Origin of the sequence: Pseudomonas sp. ACN8 (assembly GCF_002303925.1) — a bacterium.
In the GTDB taxonomy this organism is placed as follows: domain Bacteria; phylum Pseudomonadota; class Gammaproteobacteria; order Pseudomonadales; family Pseudomonadaceae; genus Aquipseudomonas.
Genome location: NZ_MRCS01000025.1, coordinates 51,287 through 68,365 on the forward strand (window position 1 = coordinate 51,287; position 17,079 = coordinate 68,365).

A 17,079-nucleotide genomic window follows, 5' to 3' on the forward strand; every position below is an offset into this window, starting at 1 on the left:
ACCCGCCGATGAGTAATCACCGGCGGGTTTTTTTATTTCAGATCGACTCGGTCAACTGTGGGAGTGAGCCTGCTCGCGATAGCGGTGGATCAGTCGACATAAATTCTGAATGTACGACCGCTATCGCGAGCAGGCTCGCTCCTACAGGGGATTAGTGTTTGCCTGGATACTCGCGATGCATCTGCGCAAGCAACGCATCCTTGTCCTGCCACAACTGATTGATCCAGCCCTGAAACTGCAAGCGGTATTCGCCGTCCTGGTCATAGTTCTTGCCAATGAACTGCGGCGGAATTTTCAGCTCTTCAAAGTGCACCACCACGTCCGCCACATTCCCGCACAGCAAATCCCAGAAACCCGGACGCCCGGCGGGGTAGTGGATGGTCACGTTGACCAGGGATTCAAGCTGCTCGCCCATCGCATCCAGCACAAAGGCAATGCCGCCAGCCTTGGCCTTGAGCAGGTACTTGAAGGGCGACTGCTGTTGCTTGTGCTTGCCCTCGGTGAAGCGCGTGCCTTCGACGAAATTGAAAATGCCCACCGGGTTGTCGCGGAATTTCGCACAGGTCTTGCGGGTGGTTTCCAGGTCCTTGCCTTTCTTCTCCGGGTGCTTCTCCAGATAGGCCTTGGAGTAGCGTTTCATGAACGGAAAGCCCAGCGCCCACCACGCCAGACCGATAACCGGCACCCAGATCAGCTCCTGCTTGAGAAAGAACTTCAACGGTTGAATGCGCCGGTTGAGCACGTATTGCAGCACCAGGATGTCGACCCAGCTTTGGTGGTTGCTGGTGATCAGGTACGAGTGCTGATAGTCCAGGCCTTGCAAGCCGCTGATGTGCCAGCGTGTGCGGCGCACCAGGTTCATCCAGCCTTTGTTGAGGCTGATCCAGGCTTCGTGGGTATGGCTCATCAGCCAGCCCGCGAGGCGCTGGGTGAGGGCGAACGGCAATACCTTGACGAGCGCCACGCAGAACAGGAACGAGCAGAGCAGAATCGTGTTCAGTGCCAACAGCAGCGAGGCGATCACGCCCCGTAGCGGAGCAGGTAGGAAGTCCAGCATTTACACATCCATAGGTCGGTTGGCAGCTTGAATCGCGGTCAATGCGATGGTGTAGACGATGTCATCGACCTGCGCGCCGCGCGGCAAATCGTTCACCGGTTTGCGCAGGCCTTGCAGCATCGGCCCAAGGCTCACGCAGTCGGCGCTACGTTGTACGGCCTTGTGCGTGGTGTTGCCGGTGTTGAGGTCGGGGAACACGTACACCGTGGCACGACCGGCCACCTGACTGTTCGGCGCCAGTTGCCGGGCCACGCTTTCGTTGGCGGCGGTGTCGTACTGCAAGGGGCCGTCGATCAGCAGTGAGTGCTGTTGTTCGTGGGCGAGCAGGGTCGCCTCGCGGACCTTCTCGACCTCTTCGCCGCTGTCCGACTCGCCGCTGGAGTAGCTGATCATCGCCACCCGTGGCGTGATGCCGAATGCGGCGGCCGAGTCAGCGCTTTGCAGGGCGATCTCGGCCAGTTCGCTGGCGCTCGGGTGCGGGTTCATCACGCAGTCGCCGTACACCAGTACCTCTTCCGGGAACAGCATGAAGAACACCGACGACACCAGGGTGCAGCCCGGCGCGGTTTTGATCAGTTGCAGGGCCGGGCGGATGGTGTTGGCGGTGGTGTTGATTACGCCCGACACGAGGCCGTCGACTTCATCCAGGGCCAGCATCATGGTGCCGATCACCACGGTGTCTTCCAGTTGTTGCTCGGCCATCGGCGCGTTGAGGCTTTTGCTTTTGCGCAGCGCGACCATGGGCTCGACATAGCGCTCGCGGATCGAGTCCGGATCGATGATTTCCAGTCCCGGCGGCAACTCGATGCCTTGGGCGCGGGCGACGGCCTGCACGTCCTCGGGCTTGGCCAGCAACACACAGCGAGCGATGCCACGGGCCTGGCAGATCGCGGCGGCCTGCACGGTCAGCGGCTCGCTGCCTTCGGGCAGCACGATGCGCTTGTTGGCCGCCTGGGCGCGCTGGATCAATTGATAGCGGAAAACCGCTGGCGACAGGCGCATCTCCCGTGGCGTACCGCAGCGCTGGTGCAGCCAGTTGGCATCGAGATGGCCGGCGATGAAATCGGTGATGATTTCGGCGCGCTCGCGGTCGTCGATGGGGATCTCCTTGTTCAGGCCATTGAGCAGGTTGGCGGTGTCATAGGAACCGGTACTCACCGACAGCACCGGCAACCCGGCCTGCAGGGCGCCGCGACACAGGTCCATGATGCGCGGGTCGGGCAGGGTGTCGCTGGTCAGCAGCAGGCCGGCGAGCGGCACGCCGTTCAAGGCCGCGAGGCTGACGGCGAGGATGATGTCGTCGCGGTCGCCGGGGGTCACCACCAGCACGCCGGGCTTGAGCAACTCCACGGTGTTGCGCATGGTGCGGGCGCAAATGATGATCTTGGTCATGCGCCGGGTTTCGTAATCACCGGCGTTGAGCACTTGCGCGCCCATCAGGTCGGCGACGTCGCGGGTGCGCGGGGCGTTCAGTTCCGGCTGGAACGGAATGCAGCCGAGCAAGCGGAAATCACCACTGCGCAGCAACGGCGAATGTTCCTTCAGGCGCGAGGCGAAGGCCTCCATGCTTTCTTCGGTCTTGACCTTGTTGAGGATCACGCCGAGGACTTTCGGGTCTTTCGGACCACCGAACAATTGCGCCTGCAACTCGACGCGGCCGGACAGTTCGGTCAGCACTTCGTTTTCCGGTGCCGAGACCAGGATCACTTCGGCGTCGAGGCTCTTGGCCAGGTGCAGGTTGACCCGCGCGGCGTAACTGGCGCTGCGGGTCGGCACCATGCCTTCGACGATCAGCACGTCCTTGCCGATGGCCGCCTGCTGATAAAGGGCGATGATTTCTTCGAGCAGTTCATCGAGCTGACCGTCGCCGAGCATGCGCTCGACATGGGCCAGGCCCAGGGGCTGTGGCGGTTTCAAGCCGTGGGTACGGGCCACCAGTTCGGTGGAACGTTCCGGGCCCGTGTCGCCTGGATGCGGCTGGGCAATCGGCTTGAAGAAACCGACCTTGAGCCCGGCGCGCTCAAGGGTGCGCACCAGCCCGAGGCTGATGGAGGTCAGACCCACACCAAAATCGGTGGGCGCGATAAAAAAAGTTTGCATGCGGATTCTCTAAAGGTGCACTGCAAAGGCGATGACCTATAACTGGTCGTCTACCGAAATTCAGTCGCCAAGGTTATCGCTAACCGAGCCTTGTGCGCACCAACCACAATCAAAGGCTTGGCCTGTTTTTTCCTGGCGCTGCGCAGGATCCATGACCCAGGCGCGCGATTGCCATGGCGGCTGGTGCCGCAGGTGTTGGGTGTGGCCGCAGGAAAGCTCGGCCACCCAGTGGCCGTCCTCGTCCTGATGGAAGCCTGTGATCGTCGAAACCCGTTTGTCCGGGTTGTGTTCGCTTTCGGACGATTGCTTCGCTAAACTTGGCCTTTCTATATTCTTATGCAAAAGGTCTCGCCCCATGCTGATCGCCGCCAATAAGGCTGTCTCCATCGACTATACCCTGACCAACGACGCTGGTGAGGTCATCGACAGCTCCGCCGGCGGCGCGCCGCTGGTCTACCTGCAAGGCGCAGGCAACATCATCCCGGGCCTGGAAAAGGCTCTGGAAGGCAAGGCTGTCGGCGACGAGCTGACCGTAGCCGTTGAGCCGGAAGACGCTTACGGCGAATACGCTGCCGAACTGGTCAGCACCCTGAGCCGCAGCATGTTCGAAGGCGTCGACGAGCTGGAAGTGGGCATGCAGTTCCACGCTTCCGCTCCGGACGGCCAGATGCAGATCGTGACCATCCGTGATCTGGACGGCGACGACGTCACCGTTGACGGCAACCACCCGTTGGCCGGTCAGCGCCTGAATTTCCAGGTCAAGATCATCGACATCCGTGACGCCAGCCAGGAAGAAATCGCTCATGGCCACGTCCATGGCGAAGGTGGCCATCACCACTGATTTCTGCGCTAAGCTCAGATAACTGGAGAGGCGCCCTGTGGGCGCCTTTTTAGTCTGCGGTCGTCCCTGACGACACCGCCAAGTGGCTGTTTCGAGAAGAACACGGGAATCTGGAGTACGCCATGAGTGCTTTTCACGACCTTAAATTGACAGCCCTGGATGGACAGGAGCTACCTTTGGCGCCTTTCAAGGGCCAAGTCGTACTGGTGGTCAACGTCGCTTCCAAATGCGGTCTGACCCCGCAGTACGCGGCGCTGGAAAACCTCTACCAGCAATTCAAGGCCAAGGGCTTCAGCGTCCTTGGCTTGCCGTGCAACCAGTTTGCCGGGCAGGAACCGGGGACCGAGCGGGAGATCAAGGATTTTTGCAGCCTCAACTATGGCGTGACCTTTCCGTTGTCCAGCAAGCTGGAAGTCAACGGGCATGATCGTCATCAGTTGTACCGCTTGCTGGCGGGCGAGGGCGCGGAGTTTCCCGGCGACATCACCTGGAACTTCGAGAAGTTCCTGCTGGGCAAGGACGGCCGTGTACTGGCTCGGTTCTCGCCACGTACGGCACCGGATGATCCGAGCATTATTCACGCGATTGAAAAAGCGTTGAGCTGATATCTCCCCCTCCCTGTAGGAGCGAGCCTGCTCGCGATGGTTGTAGGAACACCGCGGGGCATCAGACCGCCAGCGTTATCGTTGACCACCATCGCGAGCAAGCTCACTCCTACATCACCAAAATCAATAATGCTGTTCAATGTGTTGGACACTCCATATTATCACCGTCATAAAGTTACTTCCCGTGGAGCGTCCCATGCCCGTCAAAGCCCTGTTCAAACCGTTCCACCTCGGCACCCTCGAACTGCCGACCCGCGTCGTCATGGCGCCGATGACCCGCTCCTTTTCCCCAGGCGGCGTGCCTAACTCCAAAGTGATCGAGTACTACCGTCGTCGCGCCGCTGCGGGCGTCGGCCTGATCATCACCGAAGGCACCACCGTCGGTCACAAGGCGTCCAACGGTTATCCGAACGTTCCGCATTTCTACGGTGAAGCGGCCCTGGCCGGCTGGAAGAAAGTTGTCGACGCCGTTCACGCCGAAGGCGGCAAGATCGTTCCGCAGCTGTGGCACGTGGGCAGTGTGCGCCGTATCGGCACCGAGCCGGACGCCAGCGTGCCGGGTTATGGCCCGTCGGAAAAACTGAAGGAAGGTCAGGTTGTGGTGCACGGCATGACCAGACAAGACATCCAGGACGTGATCGCCGCGTTCGCCCAGGCCGCCAGGGATGCCCAGAGCATCGGCATGGACGGCGTGGAAATCCACGGTGCCCACGGTTATCTGGTGGACCAGTTCTTCTGGGAAGGCAGCAACCAGCGTACGGACGATTACGGCGGCAGCCTGGCCAACCGTTCGCGTTTTGCCATTGAATTGATTCAGGCCGTGCGTGCGGCGGTCGGTGAAGGTTTCCCGATCATCTTCCGCTTCTCCCAGTGGAAGCAGCAGGACTACACCGCACGTCTGGTGCAAACCCCGGAAGCCTTGGGCGAGTTCCTCAAGCCGTTGGCTGACGCGGGCGTGGATATTTTCCACTGCTCGACCCGCCGCTTCTGGGAACCGGAGTTCGACGGTTCCGAGCTGAACCTGGCCGGCTGGACCCGCCAACTCACCGGCAAGCCAACCATCACCGTGGGCAGCGTCGGCCTGGACGGCGAGTTCCTGCAGTTCATGGTCAACACCGATAAGGTCGCGCAGCCGGCCAGCCTGGAAAAGCTGCTGGAGCGCCTGAACAACGACGAGTTCGACCTGGTGGCCGTTGGTCGCGCGCTGCTGGTGGACCCGGACTGGGCACAGAAAGTGCGCGACGGCCGTGAGGAAGACATTCTGCCGTTCAGTCGTGAGGCGTTGATGACACTGGTTTAAGCCTGATCAAGCCCCATCGCCAGCAGGCTGGCTCCCACAGTTAACCGCGTTCCACCTGAGGCAATGCGGTCTAATGTGGGAGCTAGCCTGCTAGCGATGAGGGCCTCTAAGTCAGCAAAAAATCAGGGCAAGGTCGGCGCATTCGGCACCACCATCTCCCCCGCACACGCCCCGCGCAACTGCCCCTCGAACTGCTCGATGATCGTCGCCCACCCTTGGCGACTGGCATGCTGGCGCGCATTGAGACGCACATTGCGCAAGGCTTCCCGCTCCTCCAGCAGCCATGCCGCTGCATCGCAGAACGCTTCTTCATCCCCCGGCATCGCCAGCACGCCGTTGTAGCCATGGCGAATATGCTGGGCGGCTGCCGCCTGGTCGTAGGCCACCACACCGAGCCCCGAGGCGAGTGCTTCAAGCACCACATTGCCGAAGGTTTCGGTCAGGCTCGGAAACAGAAACACGTCGCCCGAGGCGTAGTGACACGCCAGGGCTTCACCCCGTTGGGTGCCGCAGAAAATCGCCTCGGGCATTTCGTTTTCCAGTGCCTGGCGCTGCGGGCCGTCGCCCACCACGATCAGTTTCAGCTTGCGCTGGGGATAACTCGCCTTGAGGGCATTGAAGGTGCGCTTGAGCAGGCCGAGATTCTTTTCCGGGGCCAGGCGTCCGACATGAATGACGGCGATGTCTGCCTCGGCCAGTCCCCATTGCTCGCGCAGGGCATTCAAGCGTTTGGCCGGGTGAAACAATTCGCTGTCGACCCCACGGGACAGCAACGCCAGTCGCTCGAACTGACGTCGCTCCAGTTCCAGGCGCTGACTGACGCTGGGCACCAGGGTCATGGTCGAGCGGTTGTGGAACCAGCGCAGGTAGTGAGTCAGCAGGCGCGTGAGCAAACCCAGCCCGTACTGGTTGGAGTACTGCTGGAAGTTGGTGTGAAAACCGCTGACCACGGAAATCCCCAGTCGCCGCGCCGCACGCAAGGCCGACAAGCCCAGTGGACCCTCGGTGGCGATGTAGAGCACGTCCGGACGGTGACGCGTCCAGCGCCGCAGCAGTTTGTGCATCGACGACTGACCCCATTGCAGGCCGGGATAGCCCGGTAGCGGCCAGCCGCGGCACAGCAGCAATTCATCATCGCTGCCCAGTTGCTGGTCGCAACCCTGACGCGGTCGCACCAGTTCCACTTGATGCCCGCGCGCGCGCAATCCGTCGCACAAGCGACCCAGGGTATTGGCCACGCCGTTGATTTCCGGTGGGAAGGTTTCGGTGATCAGGGTGATATGCAGAGCTGTCGTCATGACCCCAGTGTCGACGGGGGCCATGTCGTCAGTGTGACGCTGGGATGATTGATTTGTGACTTAGCGCTGCGCCACCAGGTTTTCCGCCCCACGTTCACGCACCCAGAACAGCGTAGCGCCCGCCACGGCCGCCGGCATCATCAGGATGTTGACCACCGGGATCAGCAGCACCAGGTACACGCTGCCGCCGAAGCTCATGCTCTGCCAGCGCTTCTGGCGCAGCCAGGCGAGCATTTCATTCCAGCCCAGCTTGTGGTTGTCCGCCGGGTAGTCGATGTACTGGATTGCCATCATCCACACCCCGAACAACAGCCACAGCGGCGCGGCGATGATATTCACCACCGGGATGAACGAAAGGATGAACAGCCCGACTGCCCGGGGCAGAAAGTAGCCGAGCTTGCGCATCTCCCGGGCCAGGGTGCGCGGGACCATCGCAATCAACTCGCCCCAGCTGAAGGCCGGGAAGTCATCGGTGCCGCGCACCACCACTTCGACTTTCTCCGCGAGGAAGCCGTTGAATGGCGCAGCAATGACGTTGGCGAGCATGGTGAAGGAGAAGAACACCATCAACACGACGAGGACCACGAACAGCGGCCAGAGGATGTAGCTGAGAAAACTCAGCCAGTCAGGTAGGGACGGCATCAAGGTGTCGACCCACAGGCTGAATTGATGACCAGCCAGATAGATCAATCCGACGAACAGCACCAGGTTGATCGCCAGCGGCAACAGCACAAACAAGCGCAAGCTGGGGCTCAGCACCAGCTTGAGGCCTTCGCGCAGGTATTGCGGGCCGGACAGAACAGGGGCGGGCATAAGAGGCTCCGGGCAGAGGGGAATCGCGCCGACCTTACCGGCTTTGCCTCACAGGCGAAAGCGCGATGGCGGTATCGACATTCACTGTAACAAAGACGTCGATATCGTCGGCCAGATGGCATAGAGACCACCTATGAGCTGGATTGTTAAACCGTATTTCCTTAATCTTCGCCCCCTCGATATGTTGTACCCAATCTTTTTACAGGACGGTCGGGTTCAAGCCTTCCCCAAGTGCTTACAACCGTTCTTTTTTATTCCAGCCGGCAATCCGGCGTTCCGCGCCAGGTATTCCGGGCCGGTCAACAGGAGCAGGTCATGTCTGAAGTCCGTCATTCGCGAGTGATTATTCTCGGTTCCGGCCCTGCCGGTTACAGCGCCGCAGTCTATGCCGCCCGTGCCAACCTCAAGCCACTGCTGATCACCGGCATGCAGGCCGGCGGTCAACTGACCACCACCACCGAAGTCGACAACTGGCCGGGCGACGTCCACGGCCTGACCGGCCCGGCGCTGATGGAGCGGATGCGCGAGCACGCCGAGCGCTTTGAAACCGAGATCGTGTTCGATCACATCAATGCCGTGGATTTCGCTGCCAAGCCATACACCCTGACCGGCGACAGCGCGACTTACACTTGCGATGCCCTGATCATCGCCACCGGCGCCAGCGCTCGTTACCTGGGCCTGCCATCGGAAGAAGCGTTCATGGGCAAAGGTGTTTCGGCCTGCGCGACCTGCGACGGTTTCTTCTACCGCAACAAGCCTGTGGCTGTGGTCGGCGGCGGCAACACCGCTGTTGAAGAAGCCCTGTACCTGGCCAACATCGCCAGCAAGGTGACCCTGATCCACCGTCGCGAAACCTTCCGCGCCGAGAAGATCCTGATCGACAAGCTGAACGCCCGTGTGGCCGAAGGCAAGATCGAGCTGAAACTGAACGCGACCCTGGACGAAGTGCTGGGCGACAACATGGGCGTGACCGGTGCCCGCCTGAAGAACAACGACGGCAGCTTCGACGAAGTGAAAGTCGATGGTGTGTTCATCGCCATCGGCCACACCCCGAACACTTCGCTGTTCGAAGGTCAGTTGACCCTGAAAGACGGTTACCTGGTGGTGCAGGGCGGCCGTGACGGCAACGCCACTGCCACCAGCCTCGAAGGTATCTTCGCCGCCGGTGACGTGGCTGACCACGTGTACCGTCAGGCCATCACCTCCGCTGGCGCCGGTTGCATGGCGGCACTGGATGCCGAGCGTTACCTCGACGATCTGCAGAACGCTTGATTTTGCTGTTGTTGAAATAAGAAAACCGGCTTCGGCCGGTTTTTTTGTGCCCGCGATTGATTCATCAACCCCTGTAGGAGCGAGCCTGCTCGCGATTACGGTGATTCAGTCGACATCAATGTTGAATGAAAAATCGCCATCGCGAGCAGGCTCGCTCCTACAGGAATTGTGTTCAGGTCAGTTTTGCAAGGCAGGCTTCAAGAATATCCAACCCTTCCTCCAACACCGCAGCCTCAATGGTCAACGGCGCCAGCAAGCGGATGATGTGCCGCGACTTGCCGCTAGGCATCAACAGCAAACCTGCATCCCGCGCCAGGGTCAGCAGTTGGGTCAATTGTGCCGGGGCGGGCGAGCCATCGGCATTGATCAACTCGATACCACGCATGGCGCCGACGCCGGTCAGGCGTCCCAGGTACGGCGTCAGGTTGTTCGCACGCCAGGTTGCATGGCGGCCGACAATCGCTTCTTCCTGTTGGGCGCCCCAGGCATGCAGGTTGGCATCGGTCATTTCGTCCAGCGTCGCCAATGCGGCTGCGCAAGCGATGGGATTGCCGGAATAGGTGCCACCGAGTCCGCCCTTGGGCAAGTTGTCCAGCAGCGACTTGCGCCCGACCACCGCACCCAGCGGCACACCTCCGGCGATGCTTTTGCCGAGCAGGATCAGGTCGGGTTCGATGCCCAGCCGCGGGAACGCGAAGCGCTGGCCGGTTCGACCGAAACCGGACTGGATTTCATCGGCGATCAGCACAATGCCCTTGTCGTCGCAGAACTTGCGCAGCGCTTGGGCGAACTCGGCCTCCATGGCCAGAAAGCCTGCTTCGCCCTGCACCGGTTCGACGATAAAGCAGGCGACATCTTCGACATCGATCTCGACGCTGAACAGGCGCTCCATGGCTTTGAGGGCCTCGGCACAGGTGACGCCGTTGTCCTGGCTGGGGAAGGGCAGGTGAAACACCGGCCCCGGCAGCACGCCGACTTTTTGTTTGTACGGCGCGACTTTTCCATTGAGGTTGAGGGTGGCCAGTGTGCGGCCGTGGAAGGCGCCGTCAAAGGCAACCACAGCGGTGCGCCCGGTGGCGCCACGGACGATCTTCAGGGCGTTTTCCGCGGCTTCCGCGCCGCTGTTGGTGAGCATGCCGCTGACCGGGTAACCCACCGGCATGAACGCACTGAGGCGATCCATCAGCTCGAGGTAAGGCACATGGGGGGCCGCGTTGAACGCGTAGTGGGTCAGCCGGGTGGCTTGTTCGCGAATGGCCTCGACGATGCGCGGATGGCAATGGCCGAGGTTGAGTACGCCGATGCCACCGACAAAGTCGATATAGCGCTGGCCATCGGTGTCCCAGACCTCGGCATTCTTGCCGTGGCTGAGCGTGACAGGGTGAACGATGTTGATCGACTGGCTGATGGTTTCGCTGCGCATGGAGGATCGGCTCGGAAGAAGGAGGACTTCTTTTTATCTAAGCCGTGAGCAGCGGTACCCGGCAAACGAAATAAAGTTGCCGGGTCAATCTTAAAAGTCAGGATGTGCTGTCGATCGTCTGTAGGAGCGAGCCTGCTCGCGATGGTAGTGAACGATAACACGGGGTGCCTGATGCCCCGCAGCGCTCTCAGGTTCATCGCGAGCAGGCTCGCTCCTACAATTTGAGTCAGCGGCGAGTCAGTGGTTGCTGAGCGAACTTCACACCCGCCAGGCCATGGGCGATCAATGCGCGGATATTGCCATGGTCGTTACCTTCATGAGTCGCGACTACCGAACGGTAATGCTCGCCAAAAGCCAGCAGGGCTTCTTCATCGCTCAAGCCTTCGAGCAGCGCCAGGCCCAGGGTCTTGCACGAGCCTTCGTTTTGCCCGGCCGCGTTTTCCACACCACCGTTGTTGAAGGCCTGAGGCTGATAGTCGTAACCGGCGGCGATGAAGGCCAGGGTGTCGGCGAAGGCGTGTTCGCCGCTTTTGAGGCTGGTGCGCAGGGTGTTCAAATCACTCATTGGGTTTTCCTTTGGCGAACGCCGCTTGCTGGTCGGCGCTGGCTTCTTGCTGATATTGGGCTTTCCATTCGGCGTACGGCATGCCGTAAACCACTTCGCGGGCTTCGTCGAGGCTGACTTCGATCTGGCGGTCGTCGGCCGCCGCCTTGTACCACTTGGACAGGCAGTTGCGGCAAAAACCCGAGAGGTTCATCAGGTCGATGTTCTGCACATCCTTGCGGCTGTCCAGGTGGGCCACCAGCCGGCGAAAGGCGGCGGCTTCGAGTTCCAGGCGTTGTTGATCGGTCATGGCGGTCTCTGCGAGTCAGCTTCAAACGGCACGCTTGAAGCTGCAAGTTGGATGGCGGTGGCTGCAAGTTTACAGCCTGGCGCTTGTGGCTTGAAGCTAGCGGCTCGCTGCAAGCGTAATCGATACCGACTCGGCGAATCGCAGCGCGTGGGGCTTGTCGACCTCGACCTCTGCGTACAGCACCGATGCGTTGGCCATCACCAGGTCGAGAATTTCCTGGGTCAGGCGTTCGAGCAGCGCAAAGCGGTTGCCTTCCACATGGGCGATGATCGCCTTGGTAATGGTCCGGTAGTTCAACGCGTGATCGATGTCGTTGTCCCGTACCGCTTGCTGGGCTGCGTACAGAATGGTGAGGTTGATCAGCACATCCTGCTTGTTGAGGATTTCATCCTCGTTGATGCCGATGAAGGTACGCAGGCACAGGTCTTTGACCCGGATGCGTGCCATGCCTGGCTGAAGTTGTGGCATTGCTACTTGCTCCGTCCAATCAATTGCAGGAACTCCTGGCGGGTGTTGCTCGACTCGCGGAAGGCGCCGAGCATCACCGAGGTGTTCATGGTCGAATTCTGTTTCTCGACGCCGCGCATCATCATGCACATGTGCTGCGCCTCGATGACCACTGCGACGCCTGCCGCGCCGGTCACTTGCTGCACCGCGTCGGCGATTTGCCGGGTGAGGTTTTCCTGGATCTGCAGGCGCCGGGCGAACATGTCCACCAGCCGCGCGATCTTCGACAGGCCCAGCACCTTGCCGGTTGGAATATAAGCCACATGCGCCTTGCCGATGAAGGGCAGGATGTGGTGTTCGCAAAGCGAGTACAGCTCGATGTTGTCGACGATCACCATTTCATCGTTGTCGGAGGCGAACAGCGCGCCATTGACGATTTCTTCGACACTTTGCTCATAACCATGGCAAAGGTACTGCATGGCTTTGGCTGCGCGCGTCGGCGTATCGAGCAATCCTTCGCGGTCGGGGTTTTCACCGAGACCGATGAGGATCTCTCGGTAGCTCTGGGATAAGGCGTTCTGGGGCAGCGATAACGTCATGGAAAATCCTCGCGGGACACTTATTTGATGTGCCTTCCGCCGTTGACGGTCAGGGTGGTGCCGGTGACATAAGGGTTGTCGAGCAGATAGCGCAGGCTCTGGTAGATCACTTCGCAGCCGGGTTCAATGCCCAGCGCGGACTTGGCCAGCGCCTTGGCACGGTAGGCCGCGTCGTCCTCAGGGTTGAACAGTAGCAGGGCCGGCGCGATCCCGTTGACCTTGATCGCCGGCGCATACCTGGCGGCAAAGGACAGGGTCAGGCTGTCGAGTCCGGCTTTGCTCGCGCAATAGCCGATGTGCTTGCTGCTGCCCTTGCGTGTCACGTCATCGCTGATGTGCACGATGTCGGCGGGGCTCGAGCGTTGCAGCAGGTCGGCGCAATGCAGGTTGATCAGGTAGGGCGCCAGCATGTGCACGCTGAACATGCGGGTGAATGCCGCGGCGTCGGTCTCCGGGGTTTCGGCCAACCATTCGGAGGCATTGTGGACAATCGCCCGCAGACAGTCGGTGTGGGTTTTCAGTTCGCTGATGAAGGCGAGGATCCCGGCCTCGCTGGCGAAGTCCGCGAACACCGCGGTGGCCCCCAAGTCGCGCAAGGCTTGTACGCCGGGGCGCTCGCTGCGGTAGCTGAAAATCACCCGATGGCCATCTTCCAGCAATCGCCGGGCACAGTGCAGGCCGACACGCTGGCCGGCACCGGTAATGAGGACAGGGGCTGCGGAAGAAGTCATGAACGGCTCGCATCGCGGTGAGAGCAAAACTATACCAGCGACGGGAGCGCTCTACCTATTGCGAGGGAAACAACTGTGGGATCAATGATTCTGAGTGGAGGGTTCGGCACGCAATGGGCGTATCGGCGTGCTGTTCAGCCAGCCGGCCAGCAGGCGGGTCGACAGGGGAATGAACAAATACACCATCAGCGGTGTCAGGCACAGTGTGCTGATGAACACCCGCGGCAGCAGGCTCATGTCACTCATCAGCGGCCCCAGCACAAAGTTGAACAGCAGCGAGACCGGAAAGAACGCCAGCCAGATCGCCACGGCCTGCTTCCAGCGCGGCGGGCGTTGACCGACGGCGCCGAACCAGCCCTCGATGCCGCTGACCCGGTGCTCTGTCGGGTTGGCGAACAGGTCGCTGCCACGTGCCAGCCAGGCAGTGCGCGAGGCCGAATGCTCCCAGGCGTGCAGGGTCTGCTCGTCGGCGAAGCGGAAAATGATCTGGAATTCGTCGTCCTCGGGCGGTGGAGCGAGCACACCGGAGCCGAGATAACCGGGAAAATCGGTGGCCAGTTGTTCGCCTTCGCGCAGCCAGGCAATCAGGTCCTGGTAACGTCCATTGGCAACGCGGCGAGCAACCATCAGCGTGACGGGAGGGGTAGACATTGTGTATCTCCGTAAGGCATTTGCGTCGCTCCGGATAGGAACTTCGCCAGGCACAGCGCTGGGGTGGTGGGCTGTGACTCGAAACAAGCAAGGATTATTCCTGATTCCGCCCGTGGTGTGTGTGACGTTTATCCGCTCATTCGCGGTATCGATTTTTTACGGAAACTTTACGGGGTAGGGGCGTTAGAATAAAGCTCGGACGATACAGAGATGTTTCAACAGGATGCCCGTAATTACAGACGTCGCTTCAGGCTCCACGCAGGCCGTCGCTCTCGAACAGGAAGAACTCTTCCCCATTCGCGAGGTGGCGCGACTGACAGGTGTCAATCCGGTCACGCTTCGAGCCTGGGAGCGACGATATGGCCTGATTGTTCCCACACGCACCGATAGTGGGCATCGCCTGTATTCGATGTCCGATATCGAGCGTGTCCAAAGTATCCTCGGCTGGATCGAGCGTGGGGTTGCCGTCAGCAAGATCGGCAAGCTCCTGGCCAGGGCCGAGCCGCTCCAGCCGTTGTCGCACATCATCCCCAACAGCCTTGTGGAAGCCGATTACGCGCAGTGGCGGCAGCAGGTGCTTGCTGCGGTCAACGGGTTTGACGACATTCGGCTGGAGCAGGTCTACGGGCAAATCTTTTCCAGTTATTCCTTGCCAGTGGTGTTCCAGGACATTCTGATCCCCATCTGGAAACAATTATTGCAACGCCAGGACCAGTTCGGTGGAACCAGCGAGTGGCTGTTCCTGGATGGTTTTCTGCGTTCCCGGGTGGTGCAGCGTCTGTTGTTGATGCGCGAAAAACAGCCGCGCCGCGTGGTCATCTGTGCCCTGGATGGCAATTGCCGGGAACTGGAACTGCTGGTCGCCGCCCTGTTCCTGAGTTCCGGGCCATCGGCCGTTCGCGTACTGAACATGGGCCAGCCATTCGAGGAATTGGTGCTGATGTGTGAAAGGATCAAGCCCTTGGCACTGGTGCTGTTTTCCAATCACGTGCCGGCTCCCGAGTTGCCGCGGCGCATGAATCGCCTGGCCATGAGTCTGGAGTGTCGGTTGTTGTTGGCCGGCGATGCTTCTGACCTGGCACAGGAAAGCCTGGCCGGGTCATCGATCGGTTGCCTGGGCAGTGAAGGGGAGGTCATGAGCCAGCGTCTGAAGCAGTTCCTGGCGGGTACTCTGGATACTTGAAGTTCAGAGATGCAGCGTTGGATGAGTCAAACGATGCTGTTGCAGGATGAACTGGCGCAGACGCTCGGTTTCGTCCGTATCGCTCTGGTTCAGTTGATAGGCGTAGAAGCCCTTTTCGTTTTCTTTCTCGAAGGTGCCGCGCAAGGCTATCCGCTCATAGCCTGAAGGACTGAACCACAAGGCGAAATGCTTCGGCGGTTTGGTCTTGTTGCGAGCTTCCAGCAAAACCCCTTTGCACGACACTTCGTGTACCCACAGGGTGCCGGGTTGACCCTTGGCGTTTTCCAGGGCTACCGGTTCGTCCAGTACCAAGCGCCAAGGCCGGACCATCGGCCCGTCTTCATAGATGCTCGGTACGCCGAGACGCAAATGCAGCGCATGGAACTCGTCTTCCACCAGGTGCAGGGGGAAGGTCATTTGCTGGTTTTCGAAGCTGGCTTGAATGGTGACCTGCTCATGGGCCGCCAGGCGGGTGAGCAGGTCACGGATCTGCGACCCGCCGTTGACGAGCAGGCTCGACGTCGCGTCCCGCACATTGAGTTGCGGGTTGTGTTGCATGGTCTGGATGAAATCCAGCTCATCCTGGGTCAGGAGCGCATCGCGTTGCATGGCCAGCTCGAAAGGTATAGTTACAAAGTTATTGGTGATTGTAGTTACTGACCATTAATTCCGGGTTTCGTTTTCGCCGTTCGTCGCCTTGAGCGCGGCAAGCTCGGCCTGGAGTTCAGCCAACTGCGCCTCCAGCTGTGCCACGCGCTGTTGCGCCTTGACCTGTATGGTGACGTCTTTCTGCACACCGACAAAATAGGTTTGTCCGTCCGCCGGATTTTTTACCGTTGAAAGGGACAGCTCGTTCCAGAACGGTGTGCCGTCCTTGCGGTAGTTGCGCAGTATTTCCCGGCAGGATCCTTCGCGGTTCAATGCATCGCGAATCAACGGCAGGGCTTGCTGATCGCGGTCCCCCGACTGCAGGAAGCGACAATCCTGATAGAGGATTTCTTCACTGGAGTACCCCGTCAGGCGTTCGAACGCGGGGTTGACGTAAATGAGGATCTTGTCCTGTTCGCCTTCCTTTTCGGCAATCACGATACCGTCATTGGAGGCGTTGATTACCATTTGCAGCAGTTGTGCATTAATCATCGGAGTATCCTTTCCTGATTGATTGTCGATTGCATTCTAAAAGAACTATCACGACCGTGCTGTTAATATCCCGGTCTTTTACTCGGATTCAGGATCAGATTGATGAAAGTCGCCATCATTTCCGGCTCGGTGTACGGCACGGCCGAAGAAGTTGCCCGCCACGCCGCCAGCCTGTTGAAAGCCGCCGGGTTCGAAACCTGGCACAACCCCCGTGCGACCCTCGCCGACGTCCTGGCGTTTGGCCCCGAAGCCTTTCTGGCGGTGACCTCGACCACCGGCATGGGTGAGCTGCCGGACAACCTGCAACCGCTGTATTCGACCATTCGTGACCAATTGCCAGCGGCCTGGCGCGGTTTGCCGGGCGCGGTGATCGGGCTGGGTGATGCGAGCTATGGCGATACTTTTTGTGGCGGCGGCGAGCAGATGCGCGAATTGTTCGGTGAGCTGGGCATCCGCGAAGTACTGCCGATGCTGCGCCTGGATGCCAGCGAGAGCGTGACCCCCGAGACGGACGCCGAGCCTTGGCTGGCGGACCTGATCAGCGCACTGCGCGACTGAGCGTTGCCCCGACCCACATGCCGGTCAGGGTTCTGACAGTGCGCTTAAAGGTGCCTGTCAGACCTTTGCCGGCGCCGGTCATTTGACATGGATCCAGGGCAGCAGGGCGACTGACTCGCTGGGCCATCAAGCTGGCTGCCAATGCAACTACACGAACCACAAGGGCTGACTAGACTCGGTGAGCATAGGAAACACTCCATAATAAAA

20 protein-coding genes are annotated in these 17,079 nt (G+C 60.4%); 6 read left to right on the forward strand and 14 right to left on the reverse strand.

Translation table 11 applies throughout. From position 1 onward, the window contains the following. Positions 1–151: 151 nt before the first annotated feature. From BSF44_RS15730 to BSF44_RS15740, 3 genes are read right to left on the reverse strand one after another with little or no spacing between them, the layout of a single operon-like run. The gene (locus BSF44_RS15730; protein ID WP_095944281.1) at positions 152–1,057 is read right to left on the reverse strand and encodes an acyltransferase; all 906 of its coding nucleotides are present in this window, start codon (positions 1,055–1,057) and stop codon (positions 152–154) included. After that, the gene (pta, locus tag BSF44_RS15735) at positions 1,058–3,157 is read right to left on the reverse strand and encodes a phosphate acetyltransferase (protein WP_095944282.1); all 2,100 of its coding nucleotides are present in this window, start codon (positions 3,155–3,157) and stop codon (positions 1,058–1,060) included. 60 nt (positions 3,158–3,217) lie between these two features. Next, complete coding sequence (locus BSF44_RS15740) at positions 3,218–3,544, reverse strand: DUF3565 domain-containing protein (RefSeq protein ID WP_095944283.1); 327 nt, start codon at positions 3,542–3,544, stop codon at positions 3,218–3,220. On the opposite strand from BSF44_RS15740, the gene BSF44_RS15745 reads away from it, so the two are divergent. From BSF44_RS15745 to BSF44_RS15755, 3 genes are all read left to right on the forward strand, one after another. Then, complete coding sequence (locus tag BSF44_RS15745) at positions 3,513–3,998, forward strand: peptidylprolyl isomerase (protein ID WP_007901600.1); 486 nt, start codon at positions 3,513–3,515, stop codon at positions 3,996–3,998. The genes BSF44_RS15740 and BSF44_RS15745 overlap by 32 nt on opposite strands. Before the next feature lie 122 nt (positions 3,999–4,120). After that, a complete protein-coding gene (locus BSF44_RS15750) occupies positions 4,121–4,603 on the forward strand; it encodes a glutathione peroxidase (RefSeq protein WP_095944284.1) in 483 nt (160 codons plus the stop codon). A gap of 196 nt (positions 4,604–4,799) precedes the next feature. After that, positions 4,800–5,903: an NADH:flavin oxidoreductase gene (locus BSF44_RS15755; RefSeq protein ID WP_095944285.1), complete on the forward strand. Its 1,104-nt coding sequence runs from the start codon at positions 4,800–4,802 to the stop codon at positions 5,901–5,903. Between the two features lie 122 nt (positions 5,904–6,025). On the opposite strand, the gene BSF44_RS15760 is transcribed toward BSF44_RS15755, so the two are convergent. Both BSF44_RS15760 and cysZ read right to left on the reverse strand, forming a co-directional pair. Then, positions 6,026–7,225: a glycosyltransferase family 1 protein gene (locus BSF44_RS15760; RefSeq protein ID WP_095944286.1), complete on the reverse strand. Its 1,200-nt coding sequence runs from the start codon at positions 7,223–7,225 to the stop codon at positions 6,026–6,028. A gap of 36 nt (positions 7,226–7,261) precedes the next feature. Beyond that, positions 7,262–8,014, reverse strand: coding sequence for a sulfate transporter CysZ (gene cysZ, locus BSF44_RS15765; RefSeq protein ID WP_095944287.1), 753 nt, complete (start codon positions 8,012–8,014; stop codon positions 7,262–7,264). A 315-nt stretch (positions 8,015–8,329) separates the two neighbouring features. Between cysZ and trxB the strand changes: the two genes are divergently transcribed. After that, on the forward strand, positions 8,330–9,286 hold the full coding sequence (trxB, locus tag BSF44_RS15775) for a thioredoxin-disulfide reductase (protein WP_095944288.1): 957 nt from the start codon (positions 8,330–8,332) through the stop codon (positions 9,284–9,286). A gap of 172 nt (positions 9,287–9,458) precedes the next feature. Here the strand turns inward: trxB and BSF44_RS15780 are convergent, their stop codons facing one another. The 7 genes from BSF44_RS15780 to BSF44_RS15810 form a co-directional block, all read right to left on the reverse strand. Further along, positions 9,459–10,709, reverse strand: a complete 1,251-nt coding sequence (locus tag BSF44_RS15780; protein WP_095944289.1) for an aspartate aminotransferase family protein — start codon at positions 10,707–10,709, stop codon at positions 9,459–9,461. Positions 10,710–10,935: 226 nt separating this feature from the next. After that, entirely contained in the window at positions 10,936–11,274 is a 339-nt protein-coding gene (locus tag BSF44_RS15785) for a HopJ type III effector protein (protein ID WP_095944290.1), read from the reverse strand. Next, positions 11,267–11,563: a DUF1244 domain-containing protein gene (locus tag BSF44_RS15790; RefSeq protein ID WP_046040093.1), complete on the reverse strand. Its 297-nt coding sequence runs from the start codon at positions 11,561–11,563 to the stop codon at positions 11,267–11,269. The genes BSF44_RS15785 and BSF44_RS15790 overlap by 8 nt, the downstream gene beginning before the upstream one ends. Positions 11,564–11,659: 96 nt before the next feature. After that, the gene (folX, locus tag BSF44_RS15795) at positions 11,660–12,031 is read right to left on the reverse strand and encodes a dihydroneopterin triphosphate 2'-epimerase (protein ID WP_008046220.1); all 372 of its coding nucleotides are present in this window, start codon (positions 12,029–12,031) and stop codon (positions 11,660–11,662) included. Positions 12,032–12,033: 2 nt separating this feature from the next. Next, on the reverse strand, positions 12,034–12,609 hold the full coding sequence (gene folE, locus BSF44_RS15800) for a GTP cyclohydrolase I FolE (protein WP_095944291.1): 576 nt from the start codon (positions 12,607–12,609) through the stop codon (positions 12,034–12,036). A gap of 20 nt (positions 12,610–12,629) precedes the next feature. Next, complete coding sequence (gene folM, locus BSF44_RS15805) at positions 12,630–13,340, reverse strand: dihydromonapterin reductase (RefSeq protein ID WP_095944292.1); 711 nt, start codon at positions 13,338–13,340, stop codon at positions 12,630–12,632. 81 nt (positions 13,341–13,421) lie between these two features. After that, a complete protein-coding gene (locus BSF44_RS15810; protein ID WP_095944293.1) occupies positions 13,422–13,991 on the reverse strand; it encodes an antibiotic biosynthesis monooxygenase in 570 nt (189 codons plus the stop codon). A 223-nt stretch (positions 13,992–14,214) separates the two neighbouring features. Here BSF44_RS15810 and BSF44_RS15815 point away from each other — a divergent pair, with 223 nt between their 5' ends. Continuing rightward, positions 14,215–15,174, forward strand: a complete 960-nt coding sequence (locus BSF44_RS15815) for a MerR family transcriptional regulator (RefSeq protein ID WP_095944294.1) — start codon at positions 14,215–14,217, stop codon at positions 15,172–15,174. A 3-nt stretch (positions 15,175–15,177) separates the two neighbouring features. Here BSF44_RS15815 and BSF44_RS15820 read toward each other — a convergent pair whose 3' ends face one another. After that, on the reverse strand, positions 15,178–15,783 hold the full coding sequence (locus tag BSF44_RS15820) for a hypothetical protein (protein ID WP_095944295.1): 606 nt from the start codon (positions 15,781–15,783) through the stop codon (positions 15,178–15,180). A gap of 54 nt (positions 15,784–15,837) precedes the next feature. Next, on the reverse strand, positions 15,838–16,314 hold the full coding sequence (locus BSF44_RS15825; protein WP_095944296.1) for a PAS domain-containing protein: 477 nt from the start codon (positions 16,312–16,314) through the stop codon (positions 15,838–15,840). Positions 16,315–16,416: 102 nt separating this feature from the next. On the opposite strand from BSF44_RS15825, the gene BSF44_RS15830 reads away from it, so the two are divergent. Beyond that, positions 16,417–16,872 (forward strand): flavodoxin, encoded by a 456-nt coding sequence (locus BSF44_RS15830; protein ID WP_095944297.1) that lies wholly within the window; start codon positions 16,417–16,419, stop codon positions 16,870–16,872. The last annotated feature ends 207 nt before the right edge of the window (positions 16,873–17,079 follow it).